The 25287-nt window shown below is 41.4% G+C and carries 29 protein-coding genes; 28 read left to right on the forward strand and 1 reads right to left on the reverse strand.

Annotated features, from left to right (window positions below; genetic code table 11):
- Nucleotides 1–100: 100 nt before the first annotated feature.
- The 24 genes from spoIVA to ACQKNS_RS14935 all read left to right on the forward strand — a co-directional run bounded on the left by spoIVA (nt 101) and on the right by ACQKNS_RS14935 (nt 21815).
- A complete protein-coding gene (spoIVA, locus tag ACQKNS_RS14820) occupies nt 101–1579 on the forward strand; it encodes a stage IV sporulation protein A (RefSeq protein WP_098370783.1) in 1479 nt (492 codons plus the stop codon).
- A gap of 504 nt (nt 1580–2083) precedes the next feature.
- Nucleotides 2084–2356, forward strand: coding sequence for an HU family DNA-binding protein (locus ACQKNS_RS14825; protein WP_034308023.1), 273 nt, complete (start codon nt 2084–2086; stop codon nt 2354–2356).
- A 305-nt stretch (nt 2357–2661) separates the two neighbouring features.
- Entirely contained in the window at nt 2662–3228 is a 567-nt protein-coding gene (gene folE / locus ACQKNS_RS14830) for a GTP cyclohydrolase I FolE (RefSeq protein ID WP_063233209.1), read from the forward strand.
- A gap of 20 nt (nt 3229–3248) precedes the next feature.
- Complete coding sequence (gene mtrB / locus ACQKNS_RS14835) at nt 3249–3497, forward strand: trp RNA-binding attenuation protein MtrB (protein WP_076365643.1); 249 nt, start codon at nt 3249–3251, stop codon at nt 3495–3497.
- A gap of 247 nt (nt 3498–3744) precedes the next feature.
- Nucleotides 3745–4575, forward strand: a complete 831-nt coding sequence (locus tag ACQKNS_RS14840; RefSeq protein WP_427643875.1) for a heptaprenyl diphosphate synthase component 1 — start codon at nt 3745–3747, stop codon at nt 4573–4575.
- Nucleotides 4576–4578: 3 nt separating this feature from the next.
- Nucleotides 4579–5289, forward strand: a complete 711-nt coding sequence (locus ACQKNS_RS14845) for a demethylmenaquinone methyltransferase (protein ID WP_427643877.1) — start codon at nt 4579–4581, stop codon at nt 5287–5289.
- Between the two features lie 34 nt (nt 5290–5323).
- The gene (gene hepT, locus ACQKNS_RS14850; RefSeq protein ID WP_427643879.1) at nt 5324–6286 is read left to right on the forward strand and encodes a heptaprenyl diphosphate synthase component II; all 963 of its coding nucleotides are present in this window, start codon (nt 5324–5326) and stop codon (nt 6284–6286) included.
- Nucleotides 6287–6382: 96 nt separating this feature from the next.
- A complete protein-coding gene (gene ndk / locus ACQKNS_RS14855) occupies nt 6383–6829 on the forward strand; it encodes a nucleoside-diphosphate kinase (RefSeq protein ID WP_076365651.1) in 447 nt (148 codons plus the stop codon).
- Between the two features lie 184 nt (nt 6830–7013).
- Nucleotides 7014–7787, forward strand: a complete 774-nt coding sequence (locus ACQKNS_RS14860; protein ID WP_427643881.1) for a CheR family methyltransferase — start codon at nt 7014–7016, stop codon at nt 7785–7787.
- 256 nt (nt 7788–8043) lie between these two features.
- Nucleotides 8044–9216 carry a chorismate synthase gene (aroC, locus tag ACQKNS_RS14865; protein WP_427643883.1) on the forward strand — a complete coding sequence of 391 codons (1173 nt, stop codon included), beginning with the start codon at nt 8044–8046 and terminating at the stop codon, nt 9214–9216.
- Between the two features lie 2 nt (nt 9217–9218).
- Nucleotides 9219–10298 carry a 3-dehydroquinate synthase gene (gene aroB, locus ACQKNS_RS14870; protein WP_427643885.1) on the forward strand — a complete coding sequence of 360 codons (1080 nt, stop codon included), beginning with the start codon at nt 9219–9221 and terminating at the stop codon, nt 10296–10298.
- A gap of 24 nt (nt 10299–10322) precedes the next feature.
- A complete protein-coding gene (gene aroH / locus ACQKNS_RS14875) occupies nt 10323–10691 on the forward strand; it encodes a chorismate mutase (RefSeq protein ID WP_427643887.1) in 369 nt (122 codons plus the stop codon).
- Nucleotides 10692–10776: 85 nt separating this feature from the next.
- Nucleotides 10777–11889, forward strand: a complete 1113-nt coding sequence (hisC, locus tag ACQKNS_RS14880) for a histidinol-phosphate transaminase (protein WP_427643889.1) — start codon at nt 10777–10779, stop codon at nt 11887–11889.
- A gap of 47 nt (nt 11890–11936) precedes the next feature.
- On the forward strand, nt 11937–13040 hold the full coding sequence (locus tag ACQKNS_RS14885; protein ID WP_427643890.1) for a prephenate dehydrogenase: 1104 nt from the start codon (nt 11937–11939) through the stop codon (nt 13038–13040).
- A 23-nt stretch (nt 13041–13063) separates the two neighbouring features.
- Nucleotides 13064–14353, forward strand: coding sequence for a 3-phosphoshikimate 1-carboxyvinyltransferase (gene aroA / locus ACQKNS_RS14890; protein ID WP_427643892.1), 1290 nt, complete (start codon nt 13064–13066; stop codon nt 14351–14353).
- A gap of 367 nt (nt 14354–14720) precedes the next feature.
- Nucleotides 14721–15992, forward strand: coding sequence for a tetratricopeptide repeat protein (locus ACQKNS_RS14895; RefSeq protein ID WP_427643894.1), 1272 nt, complete (start codon nt 14721–14723; stop codon nt 15990–15992).
- Nucleotides 15993–16033: 41 nt separating this feature from the next.
- Nucleotides 16034–16585 carry a ReoY family proteolytic degradation factor gene (locus ACQKNS_RS14900; protein WP_063233222.1) on the forward strand — a complete coding sequence of 184 codons (552 nt, stop codon included), beginning with the start codon at nt 16034–16036 and terminating at the stop codon, nt 16583–16585.
- 161 nt (nt 16586–16746) lie between these two features.
- Nucleotides 16747–17208 (forward strand): YpiF family protein, encoded by a 462-nt coding sequence (locus ACQKNS_RS14905; RefSeq protein ID WP_427643896.1) that lies wholly within the window; start codon nt 16747–16749, stop codon nt 17206–17208.
- Between the two features lie 160 nt (nt 17209–17368).
- Nucleotides 17369–17875, forward strand: a complete 507-nt coding sequence (locus tag ACQKNS_RS14910; RefSeq protein ID WP_034307977.1) for a ubiquinol-cytochrome c reductase iron-sulfur subunit — start codon at nt 17369–17371, stop codon at nt 17873–17875.
- Between the two features lie 3 nt (nt 17876–17878).
- Nucleotides 17879–18553, forward strand: coding sequence for a menaquinol-cytochrome c reductase cytochrome b subunit (qcrB, locus tag ACQKNS_RS14915; protein ID WP_034307974.1), 675 nt, complete (start codon nt 17879–17881; stop codon nt 18551–18553).
- Nucleotides 18554–18609: 56 nt separating this feature from the next.
- Complete coding sequence (locus tag ACQKNS_RS14920) at nt 18610–19377, forward strand: c-type cytochrome (RefSeq protein WP_427643898.1); 768 nt, start codon at nt 18610–18612, stop codon at nt 19375–19377.
- Nucleotides 19378–19553: 176 nt separating this feature from the next.
- Nucleotides 19554–20150, forward strand: coding sequence for a DUF1405 domain-containing protein (locus ACQKNS_RS14925; protein ID WP_427643900.1), 597 nt, complete (start codon nt 19554–19556; stop codon nt 20148–20150).
- A 119-nt stretch (nt 20151–20269) separates the two neighbouring features.
- Nucleotides 20270–21055 (forward strand): sporulation protein YpjB, encoded by a 786-nt coding sequence (gene ypjB / locus ACQKNS_RS14930; RefSeq protein WP_427643902.1) that lies wholly within the window; start codon nt 20270–20272, stop codon nt 21053–21055.
- Between the two features lie 85 nt (nt 21056–21140).
- Nucleotides 21141–21815, forward strand: coding sequence for a zinc metallopeptidase (locus ACQKNS_RS14935; protein ID WP_427643904.1), 675 nt, complete (start codon nt 21141–21143; stop codon nt 21813–21815).
- 137 nt (nt 21816–21952) lie between these two features.
- Here ACQKNS_RS14935 and ACQKNS_RS14940 read toward each other — a convergent pair whose 3' ends face one another.
- Nucleotides 21953–22825, reverse strand: a complete 873-nt coding sequence (locus tag ACQKNS_RS14940) for a YitT family protein (protein ID WP_427643905.1) — start codon at nt 22823–22825, stop codon at nt 21953–21955.
- A 167-nt stretch (nt 22826–22992) separates the two neighbouring features.
- On the opposite strand from ACQKNS_RS14940, the gene ACQKNS_RS14945 reads away from it, so the two are divergent.
- The 4 genes from ACQKNS_RS14945 to bshB1 are packed head-to-tail and all read left to right on the forward strand — an operon-like array spanning nt 22993 to nt 25286.
- Complete coding sequence (locus ACQKNS_RS14945; RefSeq protein WP_427643907.1) at nt 22993–23352, forward strand: nucleotide pyrophosphohydrolase; 360 nt, start codon at nt 22993–22995, stop codon at nt 23350–23352.
- The gene (dapB, locus tag ACQKNS_RS14950) at nt 23345–24145 is read left to right on the forward strand and encodes a 4-hydroxy-tetrahydrodipicolinate reductase (RefSeq protein WP_427643909.1); all 801 of its coding nucleotides are present in this window, start codon (nt 23345–23347) and stop codon (nt 24143–24145) included. The genes ACQKNS_RS14945 and dapB overlap by 8 nt, the downstream gene beginning before the upstream one ends.
- Nucleotides 24146–24163: 18 nt before the next feature.
- Nucleotides 24164–24589: a methylglyoxal synthase gene (locus tag ACQKNS_RS14955; RefSeq protein ID WP_427643911.1), complete on the forward strand. Its 426-nt coding sequence runs from the start codon at nt 24164–24166 to the stop codon at nt 24587–24589.
- Nucleotides 24573–25286 (forward strand): bacillithiol biosynthesis deacetylase BshB1, encoded by a 714-nt coding sequence (bshB1, locus tag ACQKNS_RS14960; RefSeq protein ID WP_427643913.1) that lies wholly within the window; start codon nt 24573–24575, stop codon nt 25284–25286. Before ACQKNS_RS14955 ends, bshB1 begins: the two co-directional genes overlap by 17 nt.
- Nucleotide 25287 lies beyond the last annotated feature (1 nt).

A 25287-nucleotide genomic window follows, 5' to 3' on the forward strand; every position in this document is an offset into this window, starting at 1 on the left:
TTGGAATAAATTTTTAGGACAACATCATAGATATATATTGTCCTAAATAAATGCAAATGGATAAACGAAATCCCAAAACTCTAATTCGGGAGGGGATACCTTGGAAAAGGTAGATATTTTTAAAGATATAGCTGAACGGACCGGTGGCGATATATACTTGGGGGTGGTCGGTGCCGTCAGGACTGGAAAATCCACATTTATTAAAAAATTCATGGAGCTAGTCGTCATTCCGAATATTCCGTCAGAGGCGGACCGTGCCAGGGCACAGGATGAATTGCCTCAAAGTGCAGCCGGAAAGACGATCATGACGACGGAACCAAAATTCGTACCGAACCAGGCAGCATCGATTCAAGTAGCTGAAGGCCTCGACGTGAACATCCGTTTAGTCGATTGTGTCGGTTATACAATTCCCGGGGCTAAAGGGTATGAAGATGAAAATGGTCCCCGCATGATACACACGCCTTGGTATGAAGAACCGATTCCGTTCAATGAGGCGGCTGAGATCGGCACTCGCAAAGTAATTCAGGATCATTCCACACTAGGCGTAGTCGTTACGACGGATGGATCGATAGGGGAAATTCCGCGAAGTGATTATTTAGAGGCAGAGGAAAGGGTTGTCGAAGAATTGAAGGAGGTTGGCAAGCCATTTATCATGATTGTCAATTCCGTTCAGCCCCACCACCCGAATACGGTAGCTCTGAAGGAATCCCTGCAGGAAAAGTATGATATCCCTGTATTGGCCATGAGTGTCGAGGGTATGCGGGAATCGGACGTTTATAGCGTACTGCGCGAGGCCCTGTACGAATTTCCTGTTCTTGAGGTCAATGTTAATCTCCCAAGCTGGGTAATGGTTCTGCGCGAGGATCATTGGTTGAGGGAAAGTTACCAGGACGCGGTTAAAGAGACCGTCAAGGACATTAAACGCCTGAGGGATGTAGATCGTGTAGTCGGTCATTTCAATGAATTCGAGTTCATTGACCGTGCCGCGCTTGCAGGCATTGAGATGGGGCAGGGTGTTGCAGAAATAGACCTATACGCCCCTGATGAACTCTATGATGATATCCTGAAGGAAATTGTCGGTGTAGAGATCCGGGGCAAGGATCATCTGTTATCATTGATGCAGGACTTTGCGTATGCTAAAGCCGAATATGATCAGGTGGCCGATGCATTAAGAATGGTCAAACAGACTGGATATGGTGTTGCGGCCCCATCCCTTAACGATATGAGTCTTGATGAACCGGAAATCATCCGTCAGGGAGCCAGGTTCGGTGTCAGGCTAAAAGCCGTTGCTCCTTCCATCCATATGATCAAGGTCGATGTTGAATCCGAATTCTCGCCGATCATCGGTACGGAAAAGCAAAGTGAGGAATTAGTCCGGTATCTGATGCAGGATTTCGAAGACAATCCACTTTCCATTTGGAACTCCGATATTTTTGGAAGAAGCCTAAGTTCCTACGTAAGGGAAGGCATACAAGTGAAATTAGCGATGATGCCAGACAATGCTCGCTATAAACTGAAAGAAACACTGGAGAGGATTATTAATGAGGGCAGTGGGGGATTGATTGCCATCATCTTATAGAACCCGTTTAAAAGCTGACCAACTCCATTTATGGATTGGTCTTTTTGCATGGGATGAACGGCAGGATCGCAGGAAAAATATCATTTATGAACGTTAATATTTGAAATGATCTGCCTTTCTTTAGTATAATCTTGAAAAAACCCTGTGGTTATGCGATTTTCAGCAATATAATAAGTTTAATTTCTATAAAAAAGGGAAATGATGAATAGCGAAAGACAAAATTTATAATATATACAATTATTAATGAAAAGATTCCCATTATTTTTTGAATTCCCTTGCTAAGCTAATAGGATTTGTGATAATCTACATACAGAAAACGCGTTATAACAGCGATTTCAACCTATTTATAAAATTCCGGATGAATTATTTGGAAATTAACCGGGCTTGGTAATCCATGATTTCCAGGGAATGAAAATTTTTTGACCGAAACCAATATCAAATCACTATTATAGTGTTGTAATAATGATTTTTTATAAAGATCCCTTTTGGGAGGAGGTGAATGGCATGAACAAAACAGAATTAATTAATGAAGTTGTTACAGCAACTGAAATTTCTAAGAAAGACGCTACAAAAGCTGTTGATGCTGTTTTTGATACAATCTTAGAAGCTCTAAAAAACGGTGATAAAGTCCAATTGATTGGTTTTGGTAACTTTGAGGTTCGTGAACGTGCGGCTCGTAAAGGCCGTAACCCACAAACTGGTGACGAAATCGAAATTGCAGCTAGCAAAGTGCCAGCTTTCAAACCCGGTAAAGCGCTGAAAGATGCAGTGAAGTAATTCTACCATTACATACGGGTGCTTAACCGAAAAGGGCCGCGTGAAAACGCGGTCCTTTTTTTGCTTCTTAATTTCCATCTGTGATAATATAAAAGACAGTGAATATTTTAGATACGCTGCAGAATGTAAACCCATCACAAGGAAATGCCCCCCGAATACCGCTTCCGGCGAAACTGCCTTTAAAGGGCATCAATGTATGGGGGAATGGGTCGCTTTAATAATGGCAATTATGGATGTCCGGGTACTGCGCCTTGGATTTTTTATCTGAATACATAATATTATTGATTTTTTAGGAGGTACAAAAAATGGCTAATGTTGATCATGCCAAATTAGAAGAAGCGGTTAAAATGCTTCTTGAGGCTGTAGGGGAAGACCCAACGAGGGAAGGACTGCTGGATACTCCTGGCCGTGTAGCCAGAATGTATGAAGAAATTTTCTCTGGACTTAATCAGGATCCAAAGGAATATTTCGATACTGTTTTTGGCGAGGATCATGAAGAACTCGTACTTGTAAAGGATATTCCGTTTTACTCGGTATGTGAACATCATTTAGTCCCTTTTTATGGGAAAGCCCATGTAGCATATATTCCGAAAAACGGAAAAGTGACTGGCTTAAGTAAATTGGCACGGGCAGTTGAGGCTGTATCGAAGCGTCCTCAACTTCAAGAGCGAATCACTTCAACAGTTGCTGACTCGATAATGGAAAAGCTCGAACCTCATGGTGTAATGGTTGTAGTGGAGGCTGAACATATGTGCATGACGATGCGCGGTGTAAAAAAACCCGGATCTAAAACAGTGACTTCGGCTGTAAGGGGAACGTTTGCGAAGGATCACCGTACTAGAGCTGAAGTGCTGGCATTCATTAAAGACTAAGGACATGGGGGCAGGAAAAAATGAATGAAAAAAAGATTCTGAATGATTTTGTCGTAATCAAAGCCATTGAAGATAGTGTGAATGTCATCGGGTTGACAAGGGGAACGGACACCAAGTTTCATCATTCCGAAAAACTTGACTCTGGAGAGGTGATGATCGCACAATTCACGGAACATACCTCGGCAATTAAAATCAGGGGCCATGCAAAGGTCTATACTCCATTCGGAGAGATAGAAAGTGATTCCAAAAAGAATTCCCCTGATAAATGAAAGCTTCTCAATGCTTGGTTAATCAGTAAATCAATCATCTGATATGGGTTTAACAAGCTGTAAATTTCCCGCATCCATTTTTTTGAAGAGCAAAAGACGGTGGTTTCCTTATTTTTGGAAGTTTCATTTTATAAACGTTGACCATTTCATCTGATTGTTTTTATGGTATAATAATGTGTATTTTACACAGACAGAAACCAATATGTATGAAAAAAATTATCTTTCGGGGATGCAAGGGTGATCTCAATTGTTAAACATAACTGACGACATAAGGCAATTAAAACGATTAATAGAAACGAAAGCTCAACATCCATATTTATTGAAGTATATACAAGAGCCAAGCTTGGACGAAGATAAACTGATATTGCTTTGGGGATTGTTTAACGATTTGGACGTTACAAGCGAAAAACGGAATCAATATATCATTTCAACCATGTTAGTGCAAATAGCTCTGGATACCCATGAAATCGTCTCGAATTCGGGTGAAGGAATCGAGTCGCCCGAGGTATTGAAAAATCGTCAATTGCAAGTGCTTGCCGGTGATTACTATAGTGGATTATATTATCAAGGGCTTGCCAGTGTAGGGAATGTTGATATGATCCGTATACTTTCAAGCGCGATAAAAAAAATAAATGATAATAAAATCATCCTTTACCAACAAGGCTCCATTAATGATGTACCAACGCTTTTAATGACGATTAAAGCAATCGAGGCTTCGCTGATTCATAAGCTGGGTGATTACTATAGTGAGCCTGCATGGATTGAAATATCGGAAGATCTGCTGCTTTTAAAACGGTTGCATGCCGAGAAGAGCAGGTATATGAATTCGGGTCGATCGATAGTTTTTGATGTCCTAAGGGAAATGCCTTTTGATGACTCGATTGGTGGGGAAGTTCCCATTTCGGAAAAAGAAGAACAGGTCCGCACCCAATTCGACAAGTGCCTGTGGGATGCCAGGCAATCAGTAGAGCGCTCGATGCGGAAGCTTGCAAAGTTGGATGATGAGCTACTGGAAAGAGTGAAGGACATCTTGGAACAAACAGAGAGTATAGCAAATTCATATGTGAAAGAAGGGTGAATCATGGAGCAGTCTAAGGAGCAAAAAGTTCATCATGTCTTTGAAAAGATCTACGGAAACTATGACAAGATGAATTCCCTCATCAGCTTTAAACAGCATCTTAAATGGCGGAAGGCTACAATGGCCATCATGAATGTCCCAAAAGGCGCCCATGCATTGGATGTATGCTGTGGAACAGCGGACTGGACCATTGCCCTTGCTAATGAAGTAGGACCAGAAGGAAAGGTTGTTGGTCTGGATTTTAGTAAGAACATGCTGAAAATCGGCGAACAAAAGGTGAATGAACTCAATCTAGATCAAGTGTCCCTAATGCATGGGAATGCAATGGAGCTTCCTTTTGAGGATAATAGCTTTGACTTTGTCACAATCGGTTTCGGGCTGCGGAATGTCCCTGATTACATGCAGGTGCTTAAAGAGTTAAACCGTGTAGCCAAGCCGGGTGGAATGGTCGTTTGCCTGGATACTTCACAGCCAACGATGTTAGGTTTTAAACAGGGCTATTATTTTTATTTCCGTTTCATCATGCCCATGTTCGGCAAATTATTTGCAAAAAGCTATAGTGAATACTCATGGCTGCAGGAATCTGCCCGGGATTTCCCAGGGATGAAAAAGCTTGAAAACATGTTTAAGCAGGCAGGAATGGAAAATGTCAGTTATAAGGCCCATTTCGGTGGGGTAGCAGCAACACACTTCGGGTACAAGCCTTCAAAATAAGCAGAATAGCAATGGACAAAGCTGGGTGGAATGTATGAAATTTAAAATGATGTATTCATTTTTGAATGCAGATTTGCAATTAATAGAAAAAGAACTGGAAGCCGCAATTGAAGCGGATTCCACGGTTTTAAGGGAAGCTTCCCTGCATTTACTGCAATCCGGTGGAAAACGGATCCGTCCGGTATTCGTCCTATTGGGTGCGAAGTTTGGCAACTATGATATTCATGTCGTAAAACATGTCGCAGCGACTTTGGAACTCATCCATACGGCCTCCCTTGTACATGATGATGTTGTCGATGATGCGGATTTACGCAGGGGATCGGCTACCATTAAGTCAAAATGGGATAATCGTGTCGCCATGTACACAGGCGACTTCATTTTTGCTCGTGCACTGGAAATGATGGCGGTTATCGAGTCTCCGCTTGCTCATCAAATTCTCGCTGATACTATGGTTGAACTATGTCTTGGGGAAATTGAACAAATAAAAGATAAGTACAATTTCGAACAGAATTGGCGGATATACTTTAGAAGGATCAAACGGAAAACGGCATTGCTCATTGCATCCAGCTGCCAGTTGGGAGCCATTTCAGCAGGTGTTGAAGAAAGGGTTCATCAAAAGCTATTTAAATTCGGATATTATGTCGGTATGTCCTATCAAATCACCGATGATATATTGGATTTTACAGCTTCGGAAGAAGAGCTTGGGAAACCGGCCGGCAGTGATTTGATTCAAGGGAACATCACTTTGCCCGTTTTGATTGCTATGGAAGATCCAAAGCTAAAAAAGCTTATCGAAACGGTTCGGGAAGATACGCCAAAAGACGAAATGTCCCATATAATCCATGCGATAAAAACTTCCGGTGCCATTGAACAGGCAGCGAGGATCAGTGATATGTATTTAGAAAAGGCTTTTGCTGAATTGAAAGGCCTTCCTGCCATTAAAGCTAGAAAAACTTTATCGGACATCGCGAAAAATATCGGAAAAAGAAAGTTTTGATAATGGGAGTTGCGAAACTCATCAAACAATGGTAATATTCTAAAAGTATTGCCTTATATAGGCAAATAACAATGATACATATTAGGAGTGACATTCATGGAAAGAACATTTTTAATGGTTAAGCCTGACGGCGTACAACGCAATCTAATCGGTGAAATCGTTTCCCGTTTTGAAAAGAAAGGCTTCCTTCTTGCAGGAGCAAAATTAATGGTGATTTCTCAAGAATTGGCCGAGCAACATTATGGCGAGCACAAAGAACGTCCTTTCTTTGGCGAATTAGTGGACTTCATTACTTCAGGTCCTGTCTTTGCAATGGTTTGGGAAGGTGAAAACGTAATCGCTACAGCACGTCAAATGATGGGTGCGACTAACCCTAAAGATGCAGCAGCAGCAACAATTCGTGGCGATTTTGCCGTAACTGTAGGCAAAAACATCATTCACGGATCTGATTCAGCTGAAAGCGCTGTACGTGAAATCGGTTTATTCTTCAAAGAGGAAGAAATTGTTGAATATTCTAAACTTGTAAGCGAGTGGGTTTATTAATTAATACGATCACTCTATAAAAAGCGGGTTCCTTCGTCAATATGCGATGGAACCCGCTTTTTTTGTATGGCTTTTTTAGTTTCCCTGCAAGGTGAGGAATTATTTTAGTTTAAAGAAAATATGGCATTTTCCGATATAAAGGGAAGGACCAGTTAAAATAATTATGTGCAGGGGAGTCGTAGGAATGCCTCAAGAATATGAAGAGTTTATTCGTAATATCAAAATGTTGACAGGCATTGATTTGGCATTATATAAGGAAGGGCAAATGAAAAGGCGACTAACAACTCTATATGAAAAAAGAGGGTATCATACATTTCGTGAATACTATAAAGACATTCAGGCCAATCCCGAAGTTTTAAATGAGTTTTTGGATAGAATGACAATCAATGTTTCCGAATTTTATAGAAATGCGAAAAGATGGGAAGTGTTGGAGCGGAAAATCCTTCCGGGTTTATTAGCAAGTAAAAAAAAGTTGAAAATTTGGAGTGCAGCCTGTTCAACTGGCGAGGAACCATATACGATTGCAATGATATTATCCAATCTGGTCCCGCTTAGCCAGATAGAGATATTGGCGACGGATTTGGATGAAAATGTATTGGCGCGAGCGAAATTGGGGATGTATCCTGAACGTTCCTTAAATGAAGTACCTGAAGAAATCAAAAGGAAATACTTTGAAAAAAAGGCGGAGTTTTATCGTGTCGATGAAGAAATCAAGAGAAGGGTGACATTTAAAAAGCAAAACCTTCTCTCTGACCGGTTTGAACAGGAGTTCGATTTAATCGTTTGCCGTAATGTTTTAATTTATTTCACTGAAGAAGCCAAAAATTTATTATATGAAAAATTCAGTGCATCACTAAAAAGCGGCGGGGTCTTTTTTGTAGGAAGTACAGAGCAAATATTCCCCCCGGGAAAATATCAATTTGAAACGGCCGACACATTTTTTTATAAGAAAAAGTAAATACTTTGGATAAAAAGGGACTGATTCTGTACATGAGCATTCAGTCCCTTTTTCGTTTGTCGTGTAAAGGCATATTCAGTAGAACTCAAATTTGAAAGATTAAACTATATCGAAAATGTTTAAGTACTTGTAAAATAGAGAGAAAAGTGATTAAATTCAAACAATATGGTTTTTACGTTTTACATATACCCACAATTCATAAAATTGTGGTATATTGATACATATACACTTTAAAGTGCTAAAAGGGGGCTGGAAGATGAGATATTTAACAGCGGGAGAATCACATGGTCCGCAACTTACTACTATCATTGAAGGATTACCGGCAGGAATGCCGATTTCGAATGAGGATATTAACCAAGAATTAGGGCGCAGGCAAAAAGGCCATGGACGTGGAAGAAGGATGCAGATAGAGAAAGATCAGGCATTCATTTCTTCGGGAATCAGACATGGCTACACACTAGGTTCACCGGTTGCTTTAGTGGTTGAGAACGATGACTGGAAGCATTGGACAAAGATTATGGGAAGTGAAGGGCTTTCGGAAGAGGAAGCTGAAGAAATTAAACGTAAAATCACCCGGCCTCGTCCAGGTCATGCAGACTTGAACGGCGGGATTAAATATGGGCACCGCGATTTGAGAAATGTTCTGGAACGCTCTTCAGCCCGTGAAACGACAGTAAGGGTGGCGGCAGGCGCTGTCGCTAAAAAGCTATTATCTTTATTGGGGATAGAAGTGGCATCTCATGTTTTGGAAATTGGCGGAGTGAAGGCAGAACCGCCAAAATACGAAACGATTCAGCAATTGCAACAAGTAACGGAAGAATCTTCTGTTAGATGTTTTGACAAAAACGTAGAGCAGCAGATGAAGGATGCAATTGATGAAGCGAAACAAAAAGGAGATTCCATCGGCGGAATCGTTGAAGTCATTGTGGAAGGAATGCCGGTGGGTGTGGGAAGTTATGTGCATTATGACCGTAAGCTTGATGCAAAACTAGCAGCGGCGATAATGAGCATCAATGCATTTAAAGGTGTGGAAATAGGTCTTGGATTTGAAGCGGCCCATCTATTCGGCAGTGATGTCCATGATGAAATCGCATGGGACGAAGAACAGGGGTATTACCGGAGAACCAATCGCCTTGGCGGTTTTGAAGGCGGTATGACGACTGGAATGCCAATCGTTGTGCGCGGTGTGATGAAGCCGATCCCGACTTTATATAAACCTTTGAAAAGTGTTGATATAGATACGAAGGAAGTGTTTGAAGCAAGTGTCGAGCGTTCCGATAGTTGTGCGGTTCCTGCAGCAGCGGTAGTTGCTGAAGCGGTAGTGGCATGGGAGCTGGCGGCTGCCATCGTTGATCAATTCCCTTCAGATCGGTATGAGCAATTAGCAGAATACATGAGATCATACCGGGAAGAAGTAAAGGGGTTTTAATCATGGAATCCATCCAAATAAAAACGGCTTCCAAGCAATATCCGGTTTTAATTGGCAAGAAGGCAATAAATGAATTGCCAGAATTAATAACACATGAATTAAACCATCTAAACAAGATTCTGATCATAACGGATGAGAACGTGGCGGCACTTCATTTGGAGACTGTGAAAAACGCCCTGATCAAGACGGGAAAAACGGTCCTGCATCATGTAGTGCCGGAAGGGGAGCATGCGAAAACCTTCGATGTGTTTTATGAATGCCAAAGCTTCTGCTTATCCCATCAGATTAATCGCAAGTCATTGATAATAGCCCTTGGCGGTGGTGCAGTCGGTGACTTGGCTGGATTCGTTGCGGCCACTTTTATGAGAGGGATTCCATTTATTCAGGTTCCGACGACTTTGCTCGCCCACGATAGTGCAGTGGGCGGCAAGGTTGCCATCAATCACCCGCTGGGGAAAAATATGATTGGGGCCTTTCATCAGCCTGAAGCGGTCATTTATGATCTTGAATTTCTTAAAACGCTCCCTCTTAAAGAATTAAGGTCAGGCTTTGCGGAAGTCATTAAACATTCCTTGATAGCAGATAACGAGTTTTATCTATGGTTAAAGTCAAATATTGTTGATTTGAATGATATTACGGATGAGCAATTCCTGGCAATGATAACAAAAGGAATTGGCATTAAGGCTAAAATTGTCGAAGAGGATGAGAAGGAAAATGGCATTCGTGCCTTTTTGAATTTTGGTCATACGCTTGGACATGCAGTGGAAAGTTCAATGGGGTACGGAAACTTTACGCATGGGGAATCAATTTTAATCGGGATGGTATATGCCCTTAAATTAAGCAGAAAGAAAGTGGATCTCGATTTTAAACTGGATGAGTTTATTGAATGGGTTTCTTCTTTAGGTTATCAAATAACCATTCCGACACGGCTTGAACATGCAATGCTACTTGATTTAATGAAAACAGACAAAAAATCGGTCAATGATGCAGCTACTTTTGTTCTTTTAAACGAAGTGGGGTCACCGCTATTAATGGATATAGCCGACTCTGAGCTGATAGAGGAAATGGCGGATATGATATAAAGTTCTAAAGAAGGGGGACTATGTGTGATTAGAGGAATAAGGGGTGCCACTACAGTAGAGAGAGACACAGAAATGGAAGTGATTTCGGCTGTCGAAAAGTTGATGGCAGAGATCATTCAGATCAACGAGATTGATCCCGATATGGTAGCTTCTGTATTTTTTTCAGCCACGGAAGAGATTCGTTCTGTCTTCCCTGCCAAAGCCTTGAGGAACTTCGAAGGCTGGACTTATGTACCGGTTACATGCATGAAAGAAATACCGGTGAGCAATTCCTTGCCATTTTGCATCCGGGTCATGATCCATGTAAATACGACGAAATCCCAAAAAGAGATACATCATGTATACCAGGCAGGGGCTACGGTATTGCGGCCAGATTTGACAAATCAGATATAAGATGATTTTAAATCTATGAATTTGATATACTATTCTCGCACTTTCTTACTTTAAAGTGATAAAAATATATATAGAGGTGATTGACATGAAATGGAATGAAGCGGTCCTTTCCTTGAAGTCTTATCAACCGGGAAAATCCACCGATGAAGTGAAAAAATTATACGGGTTGGAAAAAATTACGAAATTAGCTTCAAATGAAAATCCTTTTGGCTGTTCGGAAAAAGTCAAGGAATCCGTTAGGAATTCAACCCATTCTTTTGCCATCTATCCGGATGGATATGCAACGATGCTTAGGGAAGCTGTAGCAAAACATACAGGTGTGAAAGAAACTCAGCTTATTTTTGGAAATGGATCTGATGAGAACATTCAAATCATCTCCAGGAGTCTATTGGGAGCTGGAAAGAATACGGTCATGGCAACAGGCACTTTTTCGCAGTATCGCCATAATGCCACGTTAGAAGGTGCGGAAATCAGGGAAGTTCCTCATATTGACGGTGCTCATGATCTAGAAGGAATGCTTAAAGCAATAGATGAAAAAACAGCGGTTGTCTGGCTTTGTACACCAAATAATCCAACTGGTAAATACATTTCGGAGCAGGATTTAATATCGTTCATCGAAAAAGTGCCGGAAGATGTTCTTATCGTTTTGGATGAAGCTTATTGTGAATATGCAACAGCAGAGGATTACCCGCGAACGAATCAATGGATTAATAAATATAAAAATTTGATCATACTCCGGACATTCTCAAAAATTTATGGACTTGCCAGTTTTAGGGTAGGGTATGGTTTGGCGGATGAAGATATTATTCAGAAACTAGATCCATCCCGGGAGCCATTCAATGTGAATACATTTGCACAGAATATCGCTATCGTCGCTTTGGAAGATCAAGCCTTCATTGAAAAATGCAAGGAAGAAAATCAAAAAGGGCTCAAGCGGTATTATGAATTTTGCAATGAGGAAAATTTAGCTTTTTACCCGTCCCAAGGTAATTTCATCTTTATCCATTTTAAACAGGATGCCGATGTGGTGTTCCAATATTTGCTTGAACGCGGGTACATCGCAAGGTCGGGCAAATCTTTCGGTTTTCCTAACAGCCTGAGGGTAACGATCGGATCCACTGAAGAAAATGAAGGAATGATGAATGCTATTAAAACATTTTTGAATGAAGTTGAGGCGCCTTCTGATTCGCTGCTTTAACGTTTCATCAAACCTAGAGGGGCATAACAGATGCGGGGGAGAGAAGAGTGAAGGGTAAGGTTTTTGTAATAGGTCTAGGTCTAATTGGCGGATCACTGGCCATGGCTGTACGCCATGCACATCCTGAAGCCGTGATTGTTGGTACGGACCTAAGTGAAAAGAATATTCAACTATCGATGCTATTGGGGATCATTGATGATTCTGTATCATCTTTGGAAGCGGGAGCACGTGAAGCTGATTTGATTCTCCTTGCTGTGCCTGTCAATGAAACCGTGAAGATTTTAGCTCAATTGGCCGATATGGATTTAAAAAGTGATGTCATCATATCGGATGCAGGAAGTACGAAGGATACAGTCGTTAAGGCAGCAAAACCATTGATAGATAAAGGGGTGGCCTTCATCGGGGGGCACCCTATGGCTGGTTCCCATAAAAGCGGCGCTGCGGCAGCCAAATTGCATTTATTCGAACATGCATTTTATTTGCTCACTCCCGGAGATTCCATCGAAGAAGAAAAAGTTGAGCAGTTGAAAGGGTGGCTGCAAGGGACAAGAGCTAACTTTCTGGTTGTGAGTCCTGCCACGCATGATAAGTTGACTGGGGTCATTAGTCATTTTCCGCATATTGTCGCATCGGGGCTCGTTAAGCAGGCAGAAAATTACAGTAAGGAAAACAAGTTGATTTCAAGGCTTGCAGCAGGTGGATTCCGAGATATTACAAGAATTGCTTCAAGCAGTCCGGAAATGTGGCGTGACATTTTGTTACATAACCGGGATGTGCTGCTTGAATTAATGAATGATTGGCTGAATGAAATGGAGCATATAAAAGGTCTGGTCGCGAATGAAAATAGTGAAGAAATCCTTCGATTCTTTACCGATGCCAAGATTTTCAGGGATGATTTGCCAACATCCGCAAAGGGTGCCATACCAGCGTTTTATGATTTATATATCGATATACCGGATTATGCCGGAATAATTTCTGAGATTACCGGATATTTGGCTCAAGAAGGTATCAGCATTACAAACATAAGGATCATTGAAACCAGGGAAGAGATATACGGTGTGCTGGTCATCAGCTTCCAAACGGATGTTGACCGCATTAAAGCTTCGGAGTGTATTTCAAGATATACAGATTATGAAACGATCCTGGCATAATATTAATAGGGAAGGATGGTTTTATGAATACAAAAAAATTACAAACGAACATCCAAACATTACGTGGTTCGATTGCCATACCTGGAGATAAGTCGGTCTCCCATCGTTCGATAATGTTCGGAGCCCTTGCCGAGGGGGAAACGACAGTCACTAATTTTCTTCCAGGAGCGGATTGTTTAAGTACGATTTCCTGTTTTAAGCAGCTTGGAGTCCATATTGAACAAGATGGCCAGCACGTCAAAATTGAAGGCAAAGGTTTCAATGGATTAAAGGAACCTGAGTCTGTACTGGATGTCGGAAATTCCGGTACCACGATCAGGTTAATGATGGGCATTTTGGCAGGACAGCAATTTTCGGCCGTTTTGGCAGGTGACGAATCGATAGCCAAACGTCCGATGACCCGGGTGGTCAACCCTCTTCGCCAGATGGGAGCGATCATTGATGGCCGAAAAGGTGCCGAATACACCCCGCTCTTCATAAGAGGAGGCAAATTAAAAGGGTTTCGCTATGAATTGCCAGTAGCAAGTGCGCAGGTAAAATCAGCGATAATCTTGGCTGGTTTACAGGCGGAAGGTGAAACGACCATTATCGAACCGGAAGAGACCCGTGATCATACAGAACGAATGATCCAGGAGTTTGGCGGAAAAATCGAAAAGGACGGTCACACGATTAAAGTAAGCGGAAACCAAGTTTTCAAAGGGACCGCCATTCATGTGCCGGGTGATATTTCTTCGGCGGCTTTCTTCATGGTGGCTGCAGCGATTACGGAAAATAGTGAAGTGGTGTTAAAGAATGTGGGCCTTAATCCGACAAGGACTGGAATCATCGAAGTCATGAAAACGATGGGGGCGGATATTACGATAGAGGAGAAGACGAGCGAGGGTGAACCTGCAGGAGACATCACTGTCAGAAGCTCCCGACTAAAAGGGACGACCATCAGCGGTGATCTAATTCCCCGTCTCATCGATGAAATACCTGTAATTGCACTTCTGGCAACGCAGGCTGAAGGGATAACGACAATCAAGGATGCAGCGGAACTTAAAGTGAAAGAGACGAATCGAATTGATACTGTTGCAAATGAGCTCTCCATACTTGGGGCGGATATAACCCCGACAGCAGACGGATTGATCATCAAAGGACGTAATAAAGCCCTTAACGGAGGTAAGGTTACAAGCCATGGAGACCATCGTATCGGGATGATGCTTGCTGTAGCGGCTTTGATAACGGATGGGGAAGTGGAACTTGCGGACCCTGATGCCATAGATGTATCATATCCACAATTTTTTGGGCATTTGAGTCAATTGATAAAATAAATAAAAAAAGTTTACATACCTTATTTGGTCTGTAAACTTTTTTTAAATGCTTAAAAGTATTGAAAGCGCTAACATTCGAGCGTTTTTATACCTGTTTGGTCATGAAAATTATGAAAAAGGGGTTCATGATCAAAAAGGAGATTTAACGTAGTGTGGAGAATTAACTAGTAACCTTTTTTTAATGAGAATGGGAGGGGACTTCATCAATGGAATACAGGGCTACAGTATGGTAAACTTATGAATACTGTTTACTATGCATCTCGCGATTACATGGTATTTTGTTCTTAATGGAAGAATATGTTACATTATGGCGTGAGTGTGTATGACTAGGGGACCAAGTCTATCATGCAAAAGGAAGGATTCAACAATGAACACAGTGGAACAAGTTATACAGCATTTAAAAAAAGGGGAATTAACAGAAGCTCTTAAACATATAAATCGAATTAAATCATCAGAGTCAGCAGAGGACATATTGTTGCTGGCCGAAGAAATGCTCCAGCTTGGTTTTGCGGAGGAGGCAAAGGATCTTTTTGAACATCTGCTGCAGCTCTATCCCGATGAAGGAGAATTGATTGTTTCGTTGGCGGAAATCCTTATTGACATGGACCAGGAAGATGAAGCGATGCTATTGCTCGAAAAGGTAAGTGCAGATGATGAAGTATATCCAAGTGCTTTGCTTTTGGAAGCGGACCTTTATCAATTACAGGGGATGGATGAGGTCAGCGAACGGAAATTACAGCAAGCCAAGGAAATGCTGCCAGATGAGATCATCATTGATTTTGCACTAGCTGAATTGTTCTTCCATCAAGGAAGGGATCAAGAAGCCATTGCAAATTACATAAAGGTTTTGGAACAGGAACATGAAATCGCTGGTGTTAATGTCAATCAGAGGCTTGCTGAAGCATTAAGCAGTTCAGGGAAGTTCGAGGAGGCCCTTCCGCACTTTGAAAAGGCCTTACAGGCTGGACTTGAAATCAATACCCTATTTGAATATGCATTTACAGCTTTTCAGGCAGGTCTTTATGAGACAGCCGTACGAAAGTTTATTGAACTGAAAGAATTAGATCATGAATACCATTCTCTATATTTGTACCTGGCAAAGAGTTATGAACACCTTGAAGATCTGGAAAATGCCTTGAAAACGGTCAAAGAAGGAATCAAGGCTGATGAATTCAATAAGGAACTTTATTTCTTCGGCGGAAAAATAGCTTTGAAAAGCGGGCTTGATGAAGAGGCGGAAAATCTATTTAAAGAAGCACTTGCCATTGATCCGGGCTACCTGGAAGCTGCACTCACCCTATTGAAATTGTATATGCACCACGAAAGGTATGAAGATGTATTGGAGTGTATTGGTGAAGTAAGGCGATATGGGGAGGATGATCCGCAGTTTGAATGGATAGCTGCTGTATCTTATCAGCAAACCGAACAATTTAAAGAGTCATTAACCAGCTATCATAAAGCATATAATTCATTCAAGAACAATCAAGATTTCCTTGAAGATTATGGTTTCTTTTTAATTGAAGAAGGAGACAGAGCCACATCTAGAGAAGTATTTAATAAGCTGCTTGAGATGAACCCGGCGAATGATGAGTATGCAATGATTTTGGAGCGGCTAGGCGAAAGCACGAATGAAATGTAGATAAGTGAAACAAAACTAAATCAAGACAGAGGAGGGAATTCATGGTGGCTGCCCCTGTTTCTGTGAATGAGAAGAAGGATTTTATTCGGTGGTTTTTAAATCATTATCAACTGAAACGAAGAGAATGCGTATGGATATTGAATTACTTAATGAGTCATGATCAACTAATGAAAAAGGTTCATTTTGTAGAAAATGCACAATATTGCCCACGTGGACTGATCATGTCGACACATTGTGTGGATGAGGTCCCTTTCAGGTTCTATAAGTCCAATATCATGACGACCGATGCAGAGAAATCATTTCATGATATCCGTTTAAATCGGGATGAAGACATTTATATTCAGCTGAATTTTAAATCGTCTTACTCTTCCTATCAATATGCAGCGGTACTCGAGCACAATCCCTTCATGCCGAAATCAACTGCATCCAATGAAAAAGACCAGCTTCTCGCTGAACAATTTTTAGAAAGAAGCATGTTGTATTTTCAAAGGGACCGTCTGCTTAAGGAGATCGATGAAGCACTTGATAAGCATGATGAACAAGCATTTAAGAACTTAACAGAACAATTGAATCAATTAAAAGTACTTGGATAAAATAAATTGACCTTTCCGTAATCAGGAAAGGTTTTTATTTTTTATAAAACATTGATAAAATCCACATTTTTGTAAAGACTATGGGTATATGGTAAAGATGTTATAAAAATAATGGTAAAATGAAAAGGAGTTGATTCAAAAAATCGGGAGTGAAGAAAAACATGAAGTGGACAGCAAAAGATCTTGACATGTATATGCAGTCAAAAGAGTACGTGGATACCGTTTTGATTCCTTTGGTTCCCCTATCTTTTAAAGGGCAAATGAAGCAATCGGGCTCAATGAATGAATTTCTTACCATTTTAAGCTTGGAAATTGAAAAGCAGATGAAAGGGAGAATCCTTTTATTGCCAACCTTTCATTATATAAGTGATGAAATGGGCAAGGTCGATCGGTTAAAGCGTTGGGCCAATGAAGTGAGGGAAAATGATTTCGAGCATGTTTTTTTTCTTACATCGGATTTTGAGTGGAAAAAGGAAGAGCGGGAATTAGAAAATAATTTAGTATGGATACCTGCCATCCCCCTCGATGGGCTTGAAATTGAACAAGCAAGGGAAATGATTAACCAGCAAGTTCTCCAAATACTTGATATTTTCTCTTATAATTGGAAAAATGAAAAAAAGTAGGATTTTTCGCATTATTTGACACATTGTTGCCACCTTTTGGGTTTTACAAATATTGACCTTGGTAAATTATTGAGATATCATGGAAATGTCCTAGTTTTATAGTGTCGCTATTTATTGGTCCTTTGGGCTCTCAGTATAGTAATAGAGGGGGGGAAAACGCATGAGCAAGCATAATGTTTCACGACGTCAATTCCTTAATTACACACTTACTGGCGTTGGTGGATTTATGGCGGCCGGTATGTTGATGCCTATGGTTAGGTTTGCAATTGATCCTGTATTATCAGCTGATAAAGGCGGGGATTACGTTGCAACTAAACAGAAGGTGGGTGAACTGACTACCGAACCAACCCGTGTCGACTTTAGTTTTAAACAGGTCGATGGGTGGTATGAGTCTGAAGAAACAAATACAGCATGGGTTTACAAAACGGATGATGGCAAGATCGTGGCTTTATCTCCAATCTGTAAACATTTAGGCTGTACGGTAGGTTGGAATACGGATAAGACTAATCCGAATCAATTTTTCTGTCCTTGCCATTATGGCAGGTATACGAAAGATGGGATGAATGTGAAAGGGACTCCGCCTGTTTCACCATTGGATGTCTTTGACACGAAAGAAAAAGATGGAATACTTTATTTGGGTCAACTAAAACCGCATGGGGAGGCGTAAACATTGCTAACAAAGTTATATGACTGGGTGGACGAGCGTTTAGATATTACGCCATTATGGCGGGATATTGCTGACCATGAGGTTCCTGAACATGTTAACCCCGCACATCATTTTTCTGCATTCGTATATTGTTTTGGCGGGTTAACTTTCTTTATTACGGTCATCCAAATCTTGTCAGGCATGTTCTTGACGATGTACTATGTCCCGGACATTAAAAACGCTTGGGAATCTGTTTATTATTTGCAAAATGAAGTTGCCTTCGGTCAAATTGTCCGTGGTATGCATCACTGGGGAGCAAGTCTAGTTATCGTTATGATGTTTTTACATACTCTTCGTGTCTTCTTCCAGGGAGCTTACAAAAAACCGCGTGAATTGAACTGGATGGTCGGCGTATTGATTTTCTTCATCATGCTGGCATTAGGCTTGACTGGTTATTTATTGCCATGGGATATGAAAGCGCTATTCGCAACGAAAGTTACTTTGACAATTGTCGAATCGGTACCATTGATGGGACCGGCACTCAAGACGTTGATAGCAGGAGATCCAACCATCGTTGGAGCACAGACATTGACACGATTCTTTGCAATCCATGTATTCTTCCTGCCAGCAGCATTATTTGCTTTACTAGCGGCTCATTTCCTGATGATCCGAAAACAAGGTATTTCAGGTCCGCTATAAAAAAATGGTGAACCAAAAACCAAAAAAACCTTTTCATAAAGGAGGGGAATTGTTCAATGCATCGTGGGAAAGGTATGAAATTCGTAGGTGACTCGCGTATCTCCGCAAACCGTAAACCGAATATTCCGAAAGATTATTCAGAATATCCTGGGAAAACTGAAGCATTTTGGCCTAATTTCCTTTTAAAAGAATGGATGGTAGGAGCTGTATTTCTTGTTGGTTATCTTTGCCTGACAATCGCGCATCCGTCACCATTGGAAAGGATAGCAGATCCTACAGATACAGGGTATATTCCGCTGCCTGACTGGTATTTCCTATTCCTTTACCAATTACTTAAGTATACTTATGCTTCAGGTCCATATAATGCAATCGGGTCAATGGTAATACCTGGTTTGGCTTTCGGGGCATTGCTCTTGGCACCTTTTCTAGATCGTGGTCCAGAGCGTAGCCCGGCGAAACGTCCTTTTGCTGTAGGCTTCATGTTATTGGCAATTGCCGGCGTTTTCTATTTAACATGGGAGTCCGCAGCCCATCACGATTGGGAAGCTTCCAAGAAGCAAGGAGCGATCGTGGAAGGTGCAGACATTGATAAAGAGAGCGATGGGTATAAATTGATGGATTCCAATGGCTGTATCAGCTGTCACGGAGCAGAGTTAACTGGTGGAGCAGGAGCCCCAAGCTTAATTGACACTGGTTTAAAGCCAGAAGAAATCTCTAAGATCGCTGTCAAAGGCCAAGGCGCCATGCCAGCTGGCATGTTCAAAGGTACAGATGAAGAGTTGAAGACATTAGCTGAATTTGTATCAGGTTTATCGACAAAATAATATAGCCATCAACAGATTTTCTTTCATATGCTGCAAAAGAAGCTGACGACCACGGTTGTCGGCTTTTTTATTGGTAAATTGAAGCGTTAATGAGAAGAAATTGAAATGAAAACTTGGTTTTCTGGTTGATGGCCTGTAAAATGAGTATACATGAGAATGTAAGTGAGGGTAAAAGAATGAATGTTATTTACAGTTGGCTTGCAAATCGGCAAATGCTCGTTTTGTTATTATTAATAAATATATTCGGAACTGCTTATGGATATTATTGGTACGGCAGTCAATTGGAAAGCACTCCGGCGATTTTTATGGCATTTGTCCCGGACAGCCCGACAGCCAGCCTGTTTTTTGTATTTGTTTTGGTGGGGTTCCTATTAAGAAGGAATTTCGGGCTTATGGAAGCTTTGGCGATCATAACACTATTCAAATATGGCATATGGGCAGTTGTAATGAATTTGATGACCTTAGTGACAACAGGTTCGTTGCCATGGGAAGGTTATATGTTAATGGCTTCTCATTTGGGGATGGCGATTCAAGGTGTATTATATGCCCCATTTTATCGGATAAAACCTTGGCATATGATAGTGGCGGGGATTTGGACCATACATAATGACATCATCGATTATGTTTTTGAAATGATGCCGATATACCGTGATTTATTGGTATATATGAATTCGATAGGTTATTTCACTTTTTGGCTCAGCCTGCTTTCCATTTTTGTCGGCTGGTACTTTGGATATAGAGATAAGCGAATAACCCTATCCTTCATCCATTAAAAAGTTAACTCTAAATACAGCTTTGTAAAAGCATGGTTAACTTTTTTATGTTGAACGAGGTCTACTCATGTTTTTTCTTTCATATCGTTTTAGTAGAGATATGAGGAGGGACGAGTAGCATGTTGAAAAAATTCATATTAACCATTGCTGTTTTATTTGTCGTCTTACATTTCCCTGTCTATGCAGAATCCTCTTCAAGTTTGGAGCAATTAGATGACATTTCCGATAGAGCCTTGGAAATGACCAAGTTGAAGCGATATGGAGATTCAGAAAAGATGTTGACGTTTTTCTCTGACCGGTTTTTAAAAGAGACAGCGAAAGAGCAGATCCTGGACATGGACGAACTTCGAATTATCACTGTAGCTCATAATGAGGCGTTGATGACAATAAAGGATATGAACAAGGGAGATTCTGAAAAGGTTAATTCTGTTACGAAGTTCAGGCTAGTTGTTGATGCGGTCAAGTCTACTCATCAGCCTCTTTGGACAGAGATGGAGGATCAAATGATGAATTCGTTCCAGCAAACAAAGAACGCCGCGATCAATCAAGACACAATTACATTCAATAGCCAATTGAACTTATTCCTATCACAATATGAAATGATTTACCCAAGCTTGAAAGTCGACCTTTCTAAAGAAACGATGCAGCAACTGGACACGAGGATCCAATACATCAACCAATACCGTCCTGAAGTAATCAGCGATGGAGAAAGTCAAAAGGAACTGGATGCGCTGCAAAACGAACTAAGCTCCATTTTTGATGAAATGGGGGAAGATGATACAGATCCTTCCCTTTGGTGGGTCATCATATCGACAGGCTCAATCATTATCATGACGCTTTCATATGTAGGCTGGAGAAAATATAAAGGTGATAGGGAAAAACCAAGGAAAGAACATAATGATTAAAAAGACACGGGAAGAGAACACTATATTTGACACGGTTGCCTTCAATCCATAGAATTAAGGGTAATAATAGTTATAGGAGGATACCATGTATTTCATTTATTTGGCGATTATCATTTTAATCCCGATTTATGCACAAATGAAAGTGAAAAGCACGTATAAAAAATATTCAAAGGTATCGGCCTCTTCTGGTATGAATGGTGCGGAGACGGCGCGGGCAATCTTGGACCAAAATGGACTGTTCAATGTCAGGGTCGAAGAGACACCTGGAATGCTTTCTGATCATTATGACCCAAGGGATAAAACGGTGCGTTTATCATCTGAAAACTATCACGGCCATTCAGTTGCAGGTGTAGCGGTTGCAGCCCATGAAGTTGGACATGCGATTCAAGATAAAGAAGCATATGCATTCCTTCGTTTTCGCCATGCATTAGTACCGGTAGCTAATTTTGGCTCTAATATATCTTGGATTTTGATTTTAATCGGGATGTTAGCTTCAATCCCTGGGCTGCTATTGGCGGGCATCGTATTCATGGCAGCCGCTGTATTGTTCCAAGTGATAACCCTGCCTGTCGAATTCAATGCTTCTTCCCGGGCGATGGATCAACTCGTTTCGGCTGGGGTCATCCGGAATGATGAAGAACGGGAAACGAAAAAAGTATTAAGTGCCGCTGCGATGACTTATGTTGCTGCCGCTCTTGTAGCCGTACTGGAATTAGTTCGTCTTCTGCTTATGTATACAGGAATGAGGGAAGAGGATTAAAATGAAAAAGGACTCCATCTTAGGATGGGGTCCTTTTTTATTTTTTAAAAGTATATGCTGCACATTGCTAATAAAATTCAGTTAGTAGGGCATCATTGATAAGGATTGCATTCCATCGGTTGCCGCAAATAAAAGGATTACCTTTCAATGGGATTCTTGTTTTCATCAAGGGTAAAGCCCTCACCCAATACATCATGCACTTCACTTACAGATACAAATGCATGAGGGTCCACCGATGTTATGGCATTCTTTAAGCGGACTAGTTCATTTTTACCAACAACACAGTAGAGTACTTCCCGGTCATTGCGTGTAAAGGACCCATATCCCCTTAATACGGTTACGCCCCTCTCCATATCATTCATGATTTTTTCAGCAATTTGCTTGTTTTTATCACTAATGATCATGGCACCTCTAGCAGCATAGGCTCCTTCTTGCATAAAGTCGATTACTCTTGCACCTATAAATACGGCAACGAGGGTATACATCGCTTGCCGGTAATCAAGGTAGGTTAAGATGGATAGGCCAATGACGACGGCATCAAAGATGAACATGGTCCGTCCCATGCCCACCCCCAAGTAACGATGGGCAAAACGGGCGATGATATCAACTCCGCCTGTTGTCCCGCCGTAACGAAAGATGATGCCAAGCCCGACACCAACAGAAACCCCGGCAAACAATGCCACCAGCATCAAATCGTTTCCGAGATCGATTTTAAATTCGTATCTCTCGAATATCCAAAGCCAAACGGACAGGCCGACCGTGCCGATAATCGTATAAAAGAAAGATGTGCGCCCTAAATATTTCCACCCTATTAAAAATAAGGGGATATTCAAAATCAAATTAGAATAAGAAGGATTTATTCCGATAAGTTGATATATAATCAAGGTGAGACCGGTGAATCCGCCCTCGGCCAAGTTGTTCTGCATGTTAAAATGCACGAGGCCAAAAGCGAATATTCCAGCCCCAAAAAGGATGAATATAATATTTTTCAATTTTAAGCCCAAAAGCATGTCCCATACCTCCAAAGGTTTGCATATCATCAATTTACTTATTATAACTAATTAACCAACTATGGGCAATTTTGATTCACGAACGTATCTGTTGTCATCTGTTTCACTTTTAGCTAACATGGAGAAGGTATGATGTTTGTAAACGAAAATCAAGAATGGGTGACGATATGGAAAAGCATAAGACGATCCAACAAATGCAAGCGGAAGTCGACCAATACATAGGACAATTTAAAGAAGGGTATTTCAGCCCGCTGGCCATGCTCGCCCGCATGTCTGAAGAACTTGGGGAATTGGCCAGGGAAGTCAATCATTACCATGGTGAAAAACCAAAGAAGGCAACAGAGGAAGAGAATACGATTGAAGCGGAATTAGGGGACATGCTTTTTGTGTTGATTTGTTTTGCGAATTCTTTAGGGATTGACCTTCAAAACTCGCATGATTTGGTCATGGAAAAGTTTACAACCCGCGATAAAGATAGATGGACAAGAAAAGAAGATAAAATGGAGGAGGAAGGTAAAGATGAGTAAAGTGAAAGTGATTGTAGCTGGCCCGCGTGGCAGAATGGGAAATGAAGCGGTGAAGCTTGTACATAGGACAGAAGGGTTTGAATTGGCAGCTGTCATAGACCGCAAGCATAACGGGGAAAGCATCTCCGCGATAGAAGGTTTTCAAGGCATTGAGGCACCGGTATTCTCGGATATAAATGAATGCTTTTCTTCTATAAAAGCGGACGTTTTGATTGATTTGACCACACCGGAAGTGGGAATGTTCCATACCGAAACGGCACTTAATCATGGCATACGCCCTGTTGTGGGAACGACTGGTTTTACTAAGGAAGATTTAGCGAAGCTGGATTCATTAACAAAAGAAAAGGGCATTGGTTGCATCATCGCGCCAAACTTTGCAATTGGAGCCATTTTGATGATGAAGTTTTCCCAAATGGCTGCAAAATATTTCCCTGATGTAGAAATCATTGAAATGCACCATGATCAAAAACTGGATGCACCTTCTGGCACTGCTTCCAAAACGGCAGACATGATTGCAGCAGTACGTGAAACAAAACAACAGGGGCACCCTAATGAAAAAGAAACCATCCAGGGTGCACGAGGTGCAAATGTAGATGGCATGCATATTCACAGTGTACGGCTACCGGGGCTGGTTGCCCATCAACAGGTGCTTTTCGGAAGTGATGGAGAGCTATTGACGGTTCGGCATGATTCCTTTAATCGAGCGTCCTTCATGTCAGGAGTCAAACTTGCTGTAGATACCGTCATGAAATTGGATGTGCTTGTATACGGCCTGGAAAATATTATCGAATAGGGATCAGGAGGATTTACGATGAAAATTGCCTTAATTGCCCATGATAAGAAAAAAGAAGATATCATTCGATTTGTAACTGCCTATAAGTCTGTATTTGAGCAGCATGAATTATTTGCAACAGGTACGACCGGGAAACGAATCATGGAGGAAGTATCACTGCCTGTCCATCGTTTTCATTCTGGACCTCTTGGCGGGGATCAGGAAATAGGTGCAATGATTGCACGCGGAGAAATGGACATGGTCCTATTTTTCCGCGATCCTTTGACATCACAGCCACATGAACCTGATGTATCGGCGCTTATACGGCTATCAGATGTATATGAAATTCCCTTGGCGACAAATATGGGCACGGCAGAAGTGCTGATACAAGGTTTGAAACATGGGTATATGGACTGGCTAAAACTACGGCAAAAACAAGGTGAGATAAATGAAAAACAAAAGTAACATAGACATCCTGGCTTTTGGCGCACATGCGGATGATGTTGAAATCGGTATGGGCGGCACAATCGCTAAATATGTGCAACAAGGCAGGAAAATTGTCATTTGTGATTTGACAAAAGCGGAAATGTCATCCAATGGTACCGTTCCACTTCGGCAAGAGGAAGCCAATAAAGCTGCTGAGATCCTTGGGGTGACGAGGATTTCACTTGATTTACCCGACCGGGGACTATACATGAAAGCGGAATACATAAATCAAATCATTACGGTCATTCGCCAATATAAACCTGCTCTTGTATTTGCACCATTTTTGGAAGATCGCCATCCCGATCATGGTAACTGTGCCAAATTAGTGGAGGAAGCCGTTTTTTCGGCAGGAGTAAGAAAGTATATGGGAGAAGAAGGCCTGGATTCTCATCGTGTCCAAAATATGTACTATTATATGATCAATGGGTTTCACAAACCGGACTTCGTCGTGGACATCACTTCCACAATATCGAAAAAGCTGGATAGCCTTAGGGCATATGGCAGCCAATTCGAAAAAAGTCAAATATCTGTAGAAACACCGCTAGTTAATGGCTATATCGAGACTGTAGAGGCACGGGAGCGGATGTTCGGTAAAGAAGTGGGTGTCGCCTATGCGGAGGGATTCATGACAAAAAAACCGTTACTGATCGATGCCGACTTGTTAGGAGAAAAATAAG

Source organism: Peribacillus sp. NPDC094092 (assembly GCF_050279365.1).
Classification (GTDB): Bacteria; Bacillota; Bacilli; order Bacillales; family DSM-1321; genus Peribacillus.